Consider the following 14201-nt stretch of genomic DNA (forward strand, 5'->3'; position numbering starts at 1 on the left):
GCGACCCCCGACGGCGAGCGTCACGCCAGAGTGACTTTCGAGGGCGAAGGCGGGGCTAGCCAGGAAGCTCGGCCGCGGCCTCCTTGTCGAGCAGCCACAGCGTGGTCTGCAACCCGATGCCGCCGGCCGCAGGTATCGAGACTGGGTCCGCGCCGCCGATGGCAGCGGCCACCGCCTCCGCTTTCGCCCCGCCGGACACCATCAGCCAGACCTCGCATGAGCGCTGAATAGCGGGCAATGTCAAGGTGATTCGTTGCGGCGGCGGTTTCGGGGAGTCTTCGACCGCGACCACCATGCGGGTGGTCTCGCGCACCGCCGGGGTGTCGGGGAACAGCGAGTTGACGTGGCCTTCGGGCCCCATTCCCAGCAGGTGAACGTCGAAATTCGGCACCGGCTGACCCGGTTCGGCGTTGGCGGCCAAGACCTGTTCATAGGCCAATGCCGCGGCGGCCAGGTCGCTGCCGAACTCACCGTCGCTGGCCGGCATCGTGTGCACGTTGCTCGACGGGATGTCGACGTGATCGAGCAGGGCTTCGCGTGCCTGCTTGTCATTGCGCTCGTCGTCGTCCTCGGGAACGTAGCGGTCGTCGCCCCAGAACAGATGCACCCTGGACCAGTCGATCTGCTGCTTGTGCGTGCTCAGATGGCGCAGCAGGGCGATGCCGTTGCCGCCGCCGGTCAACACGATCAGCGCCCGCCCCCGAGCCGCAACGGCGCCCATGATGGCGTCGATCAGTCGGTTGCCGGCGGCTTCGACGAGGGTTGCGCTGTCCGGGAAGACCTCTACGACGGTGCTCATACGTACTGCACCTTCTCGATGCCTTCCAGCGCCGTGAAGTAGATCTCGTCGGGATCCAACCGGCGCAGGTCCTCGGCCAGGCACTCCCCGGTTACCCTGCGCGCCAACGGAACCAGCGCATCCGGGCGGGCTGTCCGGCTGAGCGTGGCAGTCACGCCGTGTTGGGGCCGGCTCAGCACGATGGTCTCGCTCTTGCGCACCAGCTCGACCTTCAGGTCGCCGACGGCTCGGCGCACCGGACCGTCGATCCGCCCGGCCAGCCAGCCGGCGAGGATATCGAGCGACGGCTCGGTCTTCAACCCGGAGACCAGGGCCGACTCGATCGGCTCGCGCGGCGGCAGGTCGACCGCGGCGGTCAGCAGCGCCCGCCAGTAGGTGATGCGGCTCCAGGCCAGGTCGGTGTCGCCGGCAGTGTATCCGGGCAGCCGGCTCTTTATGGCCGACAACGGGTCGACTCCGTTGGTGGCGTCGGTGATCCGCCGAATTGCCAACTTGCCCAACGGATCCTGGGCAGGAACCGCCGGGGCGATGTCGGGCCACCAGGCAACCACCGGGATGTCGGGGAGCAAGAACGGAATCACCACGCTCTCGGCGTGGTTGGACAGGGCCCCGGACAACCACAACACCACGACCTCTCCGGCGCCCGCGTCGCCACCCAACCGCAGTTGGGCATCCAACCGTGGGTTGTCGGCGTAGGGATCGCCCCTCATCGTGACGATGATCCGGCTGGGGTGCTCGTGGCTGGCGGCGTTGGCCGCTTCGATGGATTCCTCGAACACGGCTTCGCTGTCCGGAGCAATGATCAGCGTCAGCACCCGGCCCATGGTGACGACGCCGGCCTTCTCGCGCAGCTCGTCTAGCTTCTTGTTGACCGCCGTCGTGGTGGTTTCAGGCAGTTCGATGATCATGGTCGCCGCCATTCCCGGCCGGTGCGGCGCAGCATCTCAAAGGCTGACTCCGGGCCCCAGGTTCCCGCCTCATACGGGTCTGGCGTACCGTGTGCCGCCCAGTTGTCGAGGACGGGATCGAGTATCTCCCAGGCCAATTCGACCTCCTCGTTGACCGGAAACAGGGACGGCTCACCGAGGAGGACATCGAGGATCAGCCGCTCATAGGCCTCCGGCGACTCCTCGGCGAACGCCGAGCCGTAGGAGAAGTCCATGTTGACATCGCGGACCTCCATCGCGGTGCCCGGAACCTTGGATCCGAACCGCAAGGTGATGCCCTCGTCCGGCTGCACCCGGATCACCATCGCGTTGGTGCCCAGCTCGTCGGTCATGCTGGCGTCGAACGGCAGGTGCGGCGCCCGCTTGAAGACCAGCGCGATCTCGGTTACCCTGCGGCCCAGGCGTTTTCCAGTCCGCAGGTAGAACGGCACGCCGGCCCAGCGCCGGGTGTCGACTTCGAGGGTGATGGCAGCAAACGTCTCGGTGGTGGACTCCTTGGAGAAGCCCTCCTCGTCGAGCAGCCCGACCACTTTCTCCCCGCCCTGCCAGCCGGCGGCGTACTGGCCGCGACTGGTGGTCTCGTCGAGCGGCTCCGCGAGTTGCGTCGCCGAGAGCACCTTGATCTTCTCGACCTGCAGCGCTCGCGGTTTGAAGCTGACCGGCTCTTCCATCGCGGTCAGCGCCAGCAGCTGCATCAGGTGGTTCTGGATGACGTCGCGGGCTGCGCCGATGCCGTCGTAATAGCCTGCGCGTCCACCCAATCCGATGTCCTCGGCCATGGTGATCTGCACGTGGTCGACGTAGTGCGCATTCCAGATCGGGTCGAACAGCTGGTTGGCGAAGCGCAGCGCCAGGATGTTCTGCACCGTCTCCTTGCCCAGGTAGTGGTCGATGCGGAAGACCGCCTCCTCCGGGAAGACGGCGTTGACCGTCTTGTTGAGGTCCTTGGCGCTGGCCAAGTCGTGACCGAACGGCTTCTCGATAACGACTCGAGCCCACCTGTCCTCACGCGGCCGGGCCAGCCCGGACTTGTGCAGTTTTTCGCACACCAAGGGGAAGGACTTCGGTGGGATCGCCAGGTAGAAGGCGTGATTGCCGCCGGTGCCGCGCTCGGCGTCCAGCTTGTCCAACGTCTCGGCAAGGTGGCCGAATGCCTCGTCGTCGTCGAAAGATCCTGGTACGAAACGGAATCCTTCGGCCAAGCGGTCCCAGTTTTCCTGCCGGAACGGGGTCCGGCAGTGCTCTTTGACCGCCTTGTACACCACATCGCCGAAATCCTGGGTGGTCCAGTCCCGGCGGGCGAATCCCACCAGCGAGAACGACGGCGGCAGCAGCCCACGATTGGCCAGATCGTACACGGCCGGCATCACCTTTTTGCGGGCCAGGTCACCGGTGACGCCGAAAATCACCATGCCGCAGGGGCCGGCGATTCTGGGCAGTCGCTTGTCCCGCTTGTCGCGCAGAGGATTACGCCACTGTGCTGCATCCGCCGCGCTGCGGGCTGGGCTCATTTGCCGGCGGAGCTCAGCTGGGTCTGCGTCTCGTCGAGCAGCTGCTGCCAGGATTCCACGAACTTCTCGACGCCTTCGTCTTCGAGTACGACGAACACGTCGGTCAGGTCGATCCCGACCGCCGCCAACTTGTCGAACACCTCCTGGGCGGCCGGACCGGTGCCGCTGACCGTGTCACCGGTAATAACGCCGTGATCCGCGACCGCGTCAATCGTCGTCTCCGGCATGGTGTTCACCGTGTGTGGGGCGACCAGCTCGGTGACGTAGAGGGTGTCGGAGTAGTCGGGGTTCTTGACGCCGGTGGAAGCCCACAGCGGTCGCTGCACCCGGGCTCCGTCACTCTTGAGCGCCGCGAAGCGTTCGCCGCCGTCGAAGACCTCCTGGTACGCGGCGTAGGCCAGCCGGGCGTTGGCGACACCAGCCTGGCCGCGCAGCGCGAGCGCATCCTCGGAAGCGATCTTCTCCAGCCTCTTGTCGATCTCGGTGTCCACCCGGGAGACGAAAAACGAAGCCACCGAATGGATCTTGGACACGTCGTGGCCGGCCTCGCGGGCCTTCTCCAGCCCGGCCAGGTAGGCATCCATCACCGCGCGGTGCCGCTCCACCGAGAAGATCAGCGTCACGTTCACCGAAATCCCTTCCGCCAGAACGGCGGTGATAGCCGGCAGGCCCGCCTTGGTGGCCGGGATCTTGATCAACAGGTTCGGCCGGTCGACGATCTTCCACAGCTCGATGGCCTGTTGGACGGTCTTGTCGGTTTCGTTGGCCAGCCGCGGGTCGACCTCGATGGACACTCGGCCGTCGACGCCGTCCGAGTTCTCCCACTGGGGCCTCAGCACGTCGCACGCATTGCGCACGTCGTCGGTGGTGACGGTACGGATGGTGGCATCGACGTCGGCGCCGCGCTCGGCCAGCTCGGCGATCTGGGCGTCGTAGGAGTCGCCTTCGGCGAATGCCTTCTGGAAAATGGATGGGTTGGTGGTGACGCCGACGACACTCTTGGTGTCGATCAGCTCCTGCAGGTTGCCCGATTGCAACCGGTTGCGCGACAAGTCATCTAGCCACACCGATACTCCCGCGGCGCTCAATGCCGCGAGGTTGGCGTTTTGAGTGGTCATCTGAACTACCCTTTCTCAGTTATCCACTACTTGTTCCGCGGCATCAGCGACGGCCTCCGCAGTGAAGCCGTACTCACGGAACAAAGTCTTGTAGTCCGCGGACTCTCCGTAATGCTCGATGGAAACGATCTTTCCAGTGTCCCCGACCAGCTTGTGCCAGCATTGCGCGACGCCGGCCTCGACGGCGACCCGAGCCGATACCGACGGCGGCAGCACGCTGTCGCGGTATTGGTAGGGCTGCGACTCGAACCACTCCACACACGGCATGGACACCACCCGGGCGACGATGTCCTTGTCCGCCAACAACTTCTGCGCTTCGACCGCCAGCTGGAGCTCGGAGCCGGTGGCGATCAGCACCACGTCCGGTTCTTCGCCGCCGTCGTCACCCAGGATGTAGCCGCCGCGGGCCACGCCCTCGGCGTTGGTGCCTTCCAGCACCGGCAGGCCCTGCCGGGTCAGGATCAGGCCGACCGGTCCGCTGCCGTTGCCCCGTTCGAGGATCGTGCGCCAGGCGTACGCGGTCTCGTTGGCGTCGCCCGGGCGCACCACCGACAGCCGTGGGATCGCGCGCAGCGCCGAAAGATGCTCGATCGGCTGGTGGGTCGGGCCGTCTTCCCCCAGCCCGATCGAATCGTGCGTCCACACGTAGATGGTGTCGATGTCCATCAGTGAGGCCAGTCGCACCGCCGGACGCATGTAATCGGAGAACTGCAGGAACGTGCCGCCGTACGCGCGGGTCGGGCCATGCAACACGATGCCGGACAGGATGGAGCCCATGGCGTGTTCGCGCACACCGAAATGCAGCGTGCGGCCGTACCAGTGCGCGGTGTAGTCCTTGGTCGAAATCGACGGCGGCCCAAAGGAGTCGACGCCCTTCATGGTGGTGTTGTTGCTGCCGGCCAGGTCGGCCGAGCCGCCCCACAGCTCGGGCAGCTTCGGGCCTACCGCCGACAGCACCTCGCCGGAGGCGGCCCGGGTGGCCAGCGCCTTGGACCCGGGTTCCCAGTGCGGCATTTCGGCGTCCCAGCCGTCGGGCAGCTGCCCGACGATCAACCGGTCCAGCAGCGCCTTGCGTTCGGGTTCGCGCGCTGCCCAGGCCTCGAACTGAGGCTGCCAGCGGTCGTGGGCCTCTTTGCCCCGCGCCACCAGCCCGCGGGTGTGGGTGATGACGTCCTCGCGTACCTCGAAGGTCTTGTCGGGGTCGAAGCCGAGGATCCTCTTGACGGCGGCCACCTCTTCGTCGCCGAGAGCCGCGCCGTGCGCCTTGCCGGTGTTCATCAACTTCGGTGCCGGATAGCCGATGATGGTGCGCAGCGAGATGAACGACGGCCGGTCGGTGGCGGCCTTCGCGTTGGCGATGGCCTCCTCGATACCGACGACGTTCTCGCCGCCCTCCACCTCTTGCACGTGCCAGCCGTAGGCGCGGTAGCGGGCGGCGGTGTCCTCGCACAGCGCGATGTTGGTGTCGTCCTCGATGGAGATCTGGTTGTGGTCGTAGAACACGATGAGATTGCCCAGCTGCTGGACGGCGGCCAGCGACGACGCCTCCGACGTCACCCCCTCCTCGATGTCGCCGTCGGAGGCGATCACGTAGATGTGGTGGTCGAACGGGCTGGTTCCCGGCTCGGCGTCGGGGTCGAACAGCCCGCGCTCGTAACGCGCGGCCATCGCCATCCCGACCGCCGACGCCAGACCCTGGCCCAGCGGGCCGGTGGTGATCTCAACACCCTTGGTGTGCCTGAACTCCGGGTGCCCGGGGGTCTTGGATCCCCAAGTGCGCAGCGCCTCGATGTCGGACAGCTCCAGGCCGAACCCGCCGAGATAGAGCTGCAGGTACAGGGTCAGGCTGCTGTGGCCGCAAGACAGCACGAACCGGTCGCGGCCCAGCCAGTGGGTGTCGCTGGGGTCGTGTCGCATCGTGCGCTGGAACAGGGTGTAGGCCAGCGGGGCCAGGCTCATCGCCGTGCCGGGGTGGCCGTTGCCGACCTTTTGTACCGCGTCAGCGGCCAACACCCTGATGGTGTCGACCGCAGCCGAATCGATCTCGGTCCAGTCGTCGGGGTGGCGGGGTTGGGTGAGCGTCGAGATCTCTTCGAGTGTGGTCACAGAGCAGTCCTTGGGTCAGTCCGTGGATGCGTGAAGCTGATCAATCCTCAACCCTAGTGCCGGAGTGCCGGCTATTGCAGTGCAGGATTTGGGGTACCCTCCGCGGCGCTGAAAAATCCGTTGTGAAAATTACGCGCCGGGCGGTTACTCTGTGCGATCTATTCGGTATTCCGGGAAAAATCTGGGTGAATAGACCCGCGGCGCGGCGACGGTGGGCATGCTGTCTACCATCGTGTGTAGTAGAAGCTGCGCGCTGCTGCGACCCCGAGGAGTTAAAGCGTTGAGCGTTCGCGGGCGCGTTGCGCCAGGCCGGTCCGGAGGCACCGGCCGGCGTCGATTCGGGTCGGATAGCGGCGTGCGGAAAAATCGGGCTCTCAGCACGGTTTTGGCTTACCTGGCGTTGACCAAGCCGCGGGTCATCGAGCTGCTGTTGGTCACGGCGATACCGGCGATGCTGCTCGCCCATCGGGGCCAGGTGAACCCGCTGCTCATCCTCGACACGTTGATCGGCGGCATGATGGCCGCAGGCGGCGCCAACACGCTCAACTGTGTGGCCGACGCCGATATCGACAAGGTGATGAAGCGGACCGCGCGGCGGCCGTTGGCCCGCGAGGCGGTGTCCCGGCGAAATGCTCTGGTGCTCGGGCTGGTTTTGAGCGTCGGCTCGTTCTTCTGGCTGTGGTGGACCACCAATCTGCTGTCCGGCCTGCTGGCGCTGGCGACCATCGCGTTCTACGTGTTCGTCTACACGCTGCTGCTCAAGCGCCGCACGTCGCAAAACGTGGTGTGGGGCGGTGCGGCCGGCTGCATGCCGGTGATGATCGGTTGGTCGGCGGTCACCGGCACCATCGGCTGGCCGGCGCTGGCGATGTTCGCGATCATCTTCTTCTGGACCCCACCGCACACCTGGGCCCTGGCGATGCGGTACAAGGACGACTACAAAGCCGCCGGCGTCCCGATGCTTCCGGCGGTTGCCACCGAGCGGCAAGTCACCAAGCAGATTCTGATCTACACCTGGCTGACGGTGCTGGCCACGATGGTGCTGGCGCTGGCGACGGGCTGGCTGTACGCCGCGGTCGCACTGGTGGCTGGGGTGTGGTTCCTGGCCATGGCGCATCAGTTGTACGCCGGGGTCCGCGCGGGCGAGCCGGTCAAGCCGCTGCGGCTGTTCCTGCAGTCGAACAACTACCTGGCGTTGGTGTTCTGCGCGCTGGCGGTCGACTCGGTGATCGCGCTGCCGACCCTGCTGTGACGAGCAGTCGCAAAAGCACCCATTTCGGGCCGAAAATGGGTGCTTTTGCGTCTGCTCGCCAGTGAAACTTAAGGCAGCAGCACGATCGAGCCGGTGGTCTTCCGGCCCTGCAGATCCCGATGGGCGCGCGCCGCGTCGGCCAGCGGATAGCGTCCGCCGACTTCGGCGGTGACTGCACCGCTGCCGATCACGTCGAACAGTTCCCCGGCCCGCCAGGTGAATTCCTCGCCGGTGCGGATGAAATGGGCCAGCGAGGGCCGGGTCAGATACACCGAGCCGGCGTAGTTGAGGCGTTGCGGATCGAACGGCGGCACGGGTCCGCTGGCGGCGCCGAACAGTGCCAGCGTCCCGCGCACGGCCAGGCTGGCCAGGCTGGCGTCGAACGTGGTGGCGCCGACGCCGTCGTACACCGCGGCCACCCCGGCACCGCCGGTCAGTGCCCGCACCTGATCGCCGAACTGGGCGGCGTCGGCTGGGTAGGGCAGTACCTCTGCGGCGCCGGCCTGCCGGGACAGTCGCTCCTTGTCCGAAGTCGACACGGTGGTGATCACTCGCGCACCCAGGTAGGTGGCCCACTGCGTCAGGATCAGCCCGACCCCGCCCGCCCCGGCGTGCACCAGCACGGCGTCGCCGCTTTGCACCGGATACACCGACTTGAGCAGGTAGTGCGCAGTCAGGCCCTTGAGCAGTACCGAGGCCGCCACGTCGGAGGCCACGCTGTCGGGCACCTTCGCGGTCAAAAACGCCGGGGCAACGCAGAATTCGGCGTAGCCGCCGTTCGCCGACGCGCTGACCACCCGGTCGCCGACGGCCAGGCCGGCTGTGTCGGCCCCCTCTCCCACAGCGACGACGGTGCCGCACACCTCCGAGCCGATGACGAACGGCAACGGGCGCGGGTACTGGCCCGAGCGGAAGTAGGTGTCGATGAAGTTGACGCCGACGGCGTCGGCCTTGATCAACAGCTCGCCATGGCCGGGGGTGGGTTGGGGGACGTCGACGTAGCGTAGGACATCGGGGCCGCCGGTTTCGGTGACTTGGATCGCATACATGTGGTTATCTTGCCCTGCCATGAAGCTCGCCCGACCGAATACCTTCCACCCCCGCATCGTGCTGGCAGGGTGGACACAACAAGTCGCCGGGGACGGTGACGACGCCGGCCTGATCGCCGCGCTGCGACACCGCGGTCAGCATGCGCACTGGATGTCCTGGGACGATCCCGAGATCAGTCGCGCGGATCTGGTGATACTGCGGGCCACTCACGATTACGCGGATCGGCTCGGCGAATTCCTGGCCTGGACCATCGGCGTGAAGAACCTGCTGAACCCACCCGGCGCGGTGGCCTGGAATGCGGACCGGCGATACCTGGATGAGCTGGCGGGTCAAGGAGTTCCGACGGTGCCGGGAGAGGTCTTCGCGCCGGGTGACAAGGTTCGGCTGCCGCGCGACGGTCACGCCTTCGTCAGCGCGACCATCGGATCGGGCGCGCAGCGCTGCACCGACCGGTCCGCGGCCGCCGAGCGCGCCGCCGAACTGCACGAAGCCGGCCGGAGCGTGTTGGTGCAACCCTGCGGATCGGATCCGGAGACTGTGCTGGTGTTCCTCTGCGGCGAGCCGTCGCACGCATTCACCAAGCATTCCGAGGGGGACGGCACCTTGCATCAGGCCGAGCCCGACTTCGAGATCTGGGATGTCGGTGCTGCCGCGCTGACCACCGCGGCGGGCCAAGTCACTATCGACGCAAGCGAATTGCTCTACGCGCGGGCCCACGTGATCGGTAGCCCCGACGACCCGCGGCTGCTGGAACTGCAGTTGGTGGAGCCCTCGCTGGGCTGGCGGGCGTTGGACGCCGAAACCCGCGATCTTGCCCAGCGCGAGTTCGCGCTGGGCGTCGAGTCAGCTTTGGAGCGGCTCGGGCTTGGCCCGTTCTCGCATCGAAGCCCATAGTGCAGCGGTGGCCGCGGTGCAGGCCGCGGCGCCGGCCACGTGGACTGCGACCAACGCGGCCGGCACACCGGTGAAGTACTGCGTGGTGCCGACGGCCGCCTGCGCGAAGACCAGGGCGACCAGCACTGCCAGGCGCACCATGATGGCCCGGGCGGCGCCGACGGCCAGCAGCCCGAAGCCCAGCCCGACCAGCAGCGCCAGGTAGGACACCAGCAGCGACGAATGCATGTGCACCAGCGTGGTGATCTCGACTCTCAGTCGCGGCACGGTCCGGCTGGGGCTCCGGTCGCCGGCGTGCGGGCCGGCCGCGGTCACGAGGGTTCCGGTCACCAGGACCGCCGCCAGATTCAGCGCGCTGAGCGCCGTGAGGGCACGCAGCGGCTTGGCCACCCGGGTATGGACACCGGCCCCGTTGTAATCGGGCTCGCCGACCTTGACGTAGAGCAGCACCGACAGCCACACCATCGTCATCGACGCCAGCAGGTGAATGGCCACCGTCCACCACAGCAGCCCGGTGCGCACGGTGATGCCGCCGATCACCGCCTGCACGACCGTCGACGCGGGCATCAGCCAGGCATAGACCAGCACCTCGGTGCGGCGACGGGCCCGCGTGACGGCCAGCACGGCCAATATCGCGGTGATCACCACCGCGAAGGTGATCATCCGGTTGCCGAACTCGACCGCCTGATGGACCCGCGGCACCTCGGCGACCGCCACCGGGACGAAGCTGCCCGGAAAGCATTGCGGCCAGGTCGGGCAGCCCAGCCCGGACGCGGTGACGCGGACGATCGCCCCGGTGACCGCGATGCCGCCCTGAGTCAGGATGACGGCCGCGGCGATGATCCGCTGCACGCGCAGGCTGGGGTCGGGGAGCAGATCCACCAACCGCAGCAGCACTTGTCCGACGCGCACCGCCCGATCGTAACGACGACTACGCCGCGTAGTAGAAAACGGGTGTTGAGTCAGCGGCTGTGGCGGCGAAGTGCGAGTAGGGCGCGCCGCCAGCGCAGAGTCAACACGTCGCTTGAGGGACGAGAGGCCGCAGAGTCGCAGCGCACTCAGGTGAAGCGGAACCAGCGCAGCGCGGCCAGGGTGGCCAACCCGCCCCACACCGCCAGGACGACGATCCCGAACCCGTCCACTCGCACCGTCATCGCCTGGGTCAGCGCCTCGGTGAGCGCGCCGGACGGGGTGAGCCGGGCGGCCCACTTGACGCCCGACGGGATCATGCTCGTCTCGAGGGTCAGCGCTCCGAACCCGGCGAAGACGAACCACATCAGGTTGGCGACCGCGAGGACGATCTCGGCCCGCAGCGTGCCGCCGAGCAGTAGACCCAGCGCCGCGAACGCCGCAGTGCCCAAAGCGATCACCACCGCGCCCAACGCCAGCGCGGCCGGTTGCGGTTGCCAGTCGAGCGCAAACCCGATGGTGCCCAAGATGATTGCCTGCAGAAACACCACCGCGACGACGGCCAGGGATTTGCCGGCGATGATCCCCCAGACGGGCAGCGCGGTGGCCCCGAGCCGTTTCAGCGCGCCGTAGCGGCGATCGAACGCGACGGCGATGGCCTGCCCGGTGAACGCGGTCGAGACCACCGCCAGCGCCATGATCGCCGGCACGAACGTCGCTGCCCTGTTGTGCCCGAACGATCCGAGCGGCAGCAGCGTGAGCCCGACCAGCAGCGTGATCGGGATGAACATGGTCAACAGCAGTTGCTCGCCGTTGCGCAGCAGCAGCTTCAACTCCAGCGTGAACTGTGCCGCGAGCATCCGGCCCACCGCATTGGGGCGCGGGTCCGGGGTGAAGATGCCGGCCGGGAACGACGGGGCGTGCGTTTCGTCTGTCACTGCCGCAACTTCCTGCCGGTGAGATCCAGGAACACATCCTCGAGGCTGCGCTGCTCGACCCGCATGTCGGTGGCCAGCACATTGATCTGCGCGCACCACGCCGTGACCGTTGCCAGCACCTGCGGATCGACCGGGCCTTCGACCAGGTACTCGCCCGGCGTCAACTCGGTGGCCTTGTAGTCCTCGGGTAGCGCGGAGGTCAGCAGCGACAGGTCGAGCCGGGGCGGCGCGGTGAACCGCAGCTGGTCTTTGGCGCCACTGCGCATCAGTTCCGTCGGCGTGCCGGCGGCGACGGTCACCCCGTTGTCGATGATCACCAGCCGGTCGGCGAGTTCCTCGGCCTCCTTGAGCTGGTGGGTGGTCAGCACCACGGTCACGCCGTCCCGACGCAGCGCGTCGATCAGCTCCCACACCAGCAGCCGGGCATGGGCGTCCATGCCTGCGGTGGGCTCGTCGAGGAAGACCAGCTCGGGACGGCCGACCAGGGCGCAGGCCAGCGCGAGGCGTTGCTGCTGTCCGCCGGACAGTCGTCGATAGGTGGTGCGCGCGGCTTCGGTGAGCCCGAGGGTGTCCAGCAGCCAGTGCGGGTCCAGCGGATCGGCGGCGTAGGCCGCCACCAGGTTGAGCATCTCGCCGGCCCGTGCCGCCGGGTAGCCGCCGCCGCCCTGCAACATCACCCCGATGCGCGGGCGCAGCCGGGCGTTGTCGGTGATCGGGTTCAGCCCGAGCACCTCGATGGTTCCGGCGTCGGGCCGCACGAAGCCTTCGCACATCTCGACCGTCGTCGTCTTGCCGGCGCCGTTGGGACCCAGCAGGGCCAGCACTTCGGCGGCCTGCACGTCCAGATCGAGGTTGGAAACGGCTTCAAAAACAGCCCCGGCCGACCCGTACCGCTTACTGACCCCACGCAGCGAAACCACTGTGTCGGGGGTCGGGGGGGTCGAGCTCACGTGGAATCAGCGTAGGCGTCGGGTGCCGCAGTCGGCCGCGGGGCCTCGGGCGGTTCCGGGGACTCCGCTTTCGGAGCGGGTTCCGGGCCGGGGGCCGGGACCGGCTGCAGCGGTCGCCACGGCAGGCGCGTGTAGGTCAGCGCAATCAGCACCACCACGATGATTGTGCTGGCCACCGTGGCGTCGACGATCTGGAACAGCGCGAAGCGGTCGCCGTTCGCCGTCGGGCCGAAGATACCCACCACGAGAGTGACCACGATTGCCGCCACCCGGAAGCCGGTGCGGGTGGCCCAGGCGGCCAGCGGGATGATGGCCCACAACAGATACCACGGCTGCACCACGGGAAACAGCAGCACCGTGACACCCAGCGCCACGCCCAGGCCGCCGATCGGGTGCAGCCTGCCGCGGAACACCGCCAGCAACAGCCAGACCACCATCACCATGATGATCAGCACGCCGATGGCGCGCGTCAGTGACAACACTGCGGTGGTGTGATCACCCAGGCCCAGCAGGATCCCGACCTGGCCGGTGCCCAGCGCCAGCAGGGTCGGTGGCGACATCCAGCTGCGCACCACGTTGGCGGTGCCCAGCGTGTAGATCCAGCCGAACCCGAGCCCGCTGACCCAGCCGACGATTGCCATCACCGCCAGCGCCAGCCCCGCCATTGCGGTGCCGCTCGCCAGGAGCGCTTTCAGGCTGCCGCCGCACCGGTGCGCCAGTGCCATCGTGACGAAGCCCAGCGCCAGCAGCGACGGCAGCTTCACCTGCGACGACAGCACGATCAGGACCGAACCTGCCAACAGCATGCCCAGCGGTTCCCAGTCCGGTCCCAATCGCCAGGACTTGGGCATCAGCCGCGCCGAGTCGATGCCGCGCAGCGCGAACTCCGCGCCGGTCAGCATCAGGCCGAGCATCAGCGCCTCGTTGTGGATGCCGGCGACCAGATGCATGATCAGCAGCGGATTGGCCGCACCCAGCCACAGCGCACTGACCTCGGCGACGCCGCAGCGCCGGGCCAGCCGGGGGACCGCCCACACGATCAGGCCGACGCCGACCAGCACCACCACCCGATGACACAGCACGGCGGCGACGATGTTTTCGCCGGTCAAGGCCGAGATGCCGCGCCCAATCCACAAGAACAGCGGGCCGTAGGGCGCCGGCGTCTCCCGCCACAGGCTGGGGACCGAAAGGGTGAACACGTGGCCGAGGCCGAGGCCGGACGCCGGGCCCACCCGGTAGGGGTCGAGGCCTTCCAGTGAGATCTCGCTCTGGGCCAGGTAGGAGTAGACATCCTTGCTGTACATCGGCGGCGCGATCAGCAGCGGCAGTATCCACAACAGCAGGGTGCGATCGAGTTCGCCGCGCGACATCCGCCGGTCGCCGAGGGCGAACCGACCGAGCATCAACCAGGCCAGCGCCATCATGACCGCTCCGGTCGTCGTCATCGTCAACGACACGGTCTGGATGCGTGACGGCAGGTTGAGCAGCCGGACCCCGAACGTCGGGTCCTGCACGACGGGCCTGGCCCCGGCGCCCAGGGCGCCGATCGCCATCAGCACCGTTCCGGTGGCCCCGAACAGCCGGGTGCGCTGCAGCGCGGTGAGCTCGGTATCGTTCAGCGGCGAGCCCACCGCCTGCTCATCACCATGCAGACTGGCGATCGAGGAGCTCAGCGTGTGGTGGCGGGCAGCCATCAGAGCAGCCTAGCCCTGTCAACGATGCGAGCC

General features: G+C 67.6%; 12 protein-coding genes. 2 read left to right on the top strand and 10 right to left on the bottom strand.

Annotation, left to right across the window (positions count from 1 at the left end; all coding sequences use genetic code 11):
* Positions 1-55 precede the first annotated feature (55 nt).
* The 5 genes from pgl to tkt are packed head-to-tail and all read right to left on the bottom strand — an operon-like array spanning position 56 to position 6481.
* Positions 56-799 (bottom strand): 6-phosphogluconolactonase, encoded by a 744-nt coding sequence (gene pgl / locus VML93_RS14675; protein WP_325611663.1) that lies wholly within the window; start codon positions 797-799, stop codon positions 56-58.
* Entirely contained in the window at positions 796-1707 is a 912-nt protein-coding gene (gene opcA / locus VML93_RS14680) for a glucose-6-phosphate dehydrogenase assembly protein OpcA (RefSeq protein ID WP_325611665.1), read from the bottom strand. The genes pgl and opcA overlap by 4 nt, the downstream gene beginning before the upstream one ends.
* On the bottom strand, positions 1704-3257 hold the full coding sequence (gene zwf, locus VML93_RS14685; RefSeq protein ID WP_325611667.1) for a glucose-6-phosphate dehydrogenase: 1554 nt from the start codon (positions 3255-3257) through the stop codon (positions 1704-1706). Before zwf ends, opcA begins: the two co-directional genes overlap by 4 nt.
* Positions 3254-4375 carry a transaldolase gene (gene tal / locus VML93_RS14690; protein ID WP_325611669.1) on the bottom strand — a complete coding sequence of 374 codons (1122 nt, stop codon included), beginning with the start codon at positions 4373-4375 and terminating at the stop codon, positions 3254-3256. The genes zwf and tal overlap by 4 nt, the downstream gene beginning before the upstream one ends.
* 15 nt (positions 4376-4390) lie before the next feature.
* The gene (gene tkt / locus VML93_RS14695; RefSeq protein ID WP_325611671.1) at positions 4391-6481 is read right to left on the bottom strand and encodes a transketolase; all 2091 of its coding nucleotides are present in this window, start codon (positions 6479-6481) and stop codon (positions 4391-4393) included.
* Between the two features lie 280 nt (positions 6482-6761).
* Between tkt and VML93_RS14700 the strand changes: the two genes are divergently transcribed.
* Positions 6762-7733 (top strand): heme o synthase, encoded by a 972-nt coding sequence (locus tag VML93_RS14700; RefSeq protein WP_325611673.1) that lies wholly within the window; start codon positions 6762-6764, stop codon positions 7731-7733.
* A gap of 68 nt (positions 7734-7801) precedes the next feature.
* On the opposite strand, the gene VML93_RS14705 is transcribed toward VML93_RS14700, so the two are convergent.
* Entirely contained in the window at positions 7802-8782 is a 981-nt protein-coding gene (locus tag VML93_RS14705; protein ID WP_325611674.1) for a quinone oxidoreductase, read from the bottom strand.
* 19 nt (positions 8783-8801) lie between these two features.
* Between VML93_RS14705 and VML93_RS14710 the strand changes: the two genes are divergently transcribed.
* Complete coding sequence (locus VML93_RS14710; protein WP_325611676.1) at positions 8802-9677, top strand: hypothetical protein; 876 nt, start codon at positions 8802-8804, stop codon at positions 9675-9677.
* Here the strand turns inward: VML93_RS14710 and VML93_RS14715 are convergent.
* The 4 genes from VML93_RS14715 to mptB all read right to left on the bottom strand — a co-directional run bounded on the left by VML93_RS14715 (position 9627) and on the right by mptB (position 14168).
* Positions 9627-10562 carry a heme A synthase gene (locus VML93_RS14715; protein ID WP_325611749.1) on the bottom strand — a complete coding sequence of 312 codons (936 nt, stop codon included), beginning with the start codon at positions 10560-10562 and terminating at the stop codon, positions 9627-9629. The genes VML93_RS14710 and VML93_RS14715 overlap by 51 nt on opposite strands.
* A gap of 173 nt (positions 10563-10735) precedes the next feature.
* Positions 10736-11524, bottom strand: coding sequence for an ABC transporter permease (locus VML93_RS14720; protein ID WP_325611678.1), 789 nt, complete (start codon positions 11522-11524; stop codon positions 10736-10738).
* Positions 11521-12474, bottom strand: coding sequence for an ABC transporter ATP-binding protein (locus VML93_RS14725; protein ID WP_325611680.1), 954 nt, complete (start codon positions 12472-12474; stop codon positions 11521-11523). The genes VML93_RS14720 and VML93_RS14725 overlap by 4 nt, the downstream gene beginning before the upstream one ends.
* The gene (gene mptB, locus VML93_RS14730; RefSeq protein ID WP_325611682.1) at positions 12471-14168 is read right to left on the bottom strand and encodes a polyprenol phosphomannose-dependent alpha 1,6 mannosyltransferase MptB; all 1698 of its coding nucleotides are present in this window, start codon (positions 14166-14168) and stop codon (positions 12471-12473) included. Before mptB ends, VML93_RS14725 begins: the two co-directional genes overlap by 4 nt.
* Between the last annotated feature and the right edge of the window lie 33 nt (positions 14169-14201).

Source organism: Mycobacterium sp., assembly GCF_035499775.1.
GTDB lineage: Bacteria > Actinomycetota > Actinomycetes > Mycobacteriales > Mycobacteriaceae > Mycobacterium.

Excerpts from the sequence above, each read along its gene's own strand:
- pgl (WP_325611663.1), bottom strand. The coding sequence starts at position 799 with ATGAGCACCGTCGTAGAGGTCTTCCCGGACAGCGCAACCCTCGTCGAA.
- opcA (WP_325611665.1), bottom strand. The coding sequence starts at position 1,707 with ATGATCATCGAACTGCCTGAAACCACCACGACGGCGGTCAACAAGAAG.
- zwf (WP_325611667.1), bottom strand. The coding sequence starts at position 3,257 with ATGAGCCCAGCCCGCAGCGCGGCGGATGCAGCACAGTGGCGTAATCCT.
- tal (WP_325611669.1), bottom strand. The coding sequence starts at position 4,375 with ATGACCACTCAAAACGCCAACCTCGCGGCATTGAGCGCCGCGGGAGTA.
- VML93_RS14705 (WP_325611674.1), bottom strand. The coding sequence starts at position 8,782 with ATGTATGCGATCCAAGTCACCGAAACCGGCGGCCCCGATGTCCTACGC.
- VML93_RS14710 (WP_325611676.1), top strand. The coding sequence starts at position 8,802 with ATGAAGCTCGCCCGACCGAATACCTTCCACCCCCGCATCGTGCTGGCA.
- mptB (WP_325611682.1), bottom strand. The coding sequence starts at position 14,168 with ATGGCTGCCCGCCACCACACGCTGAGCTCCTCGATCGCCAGTCTGCAT.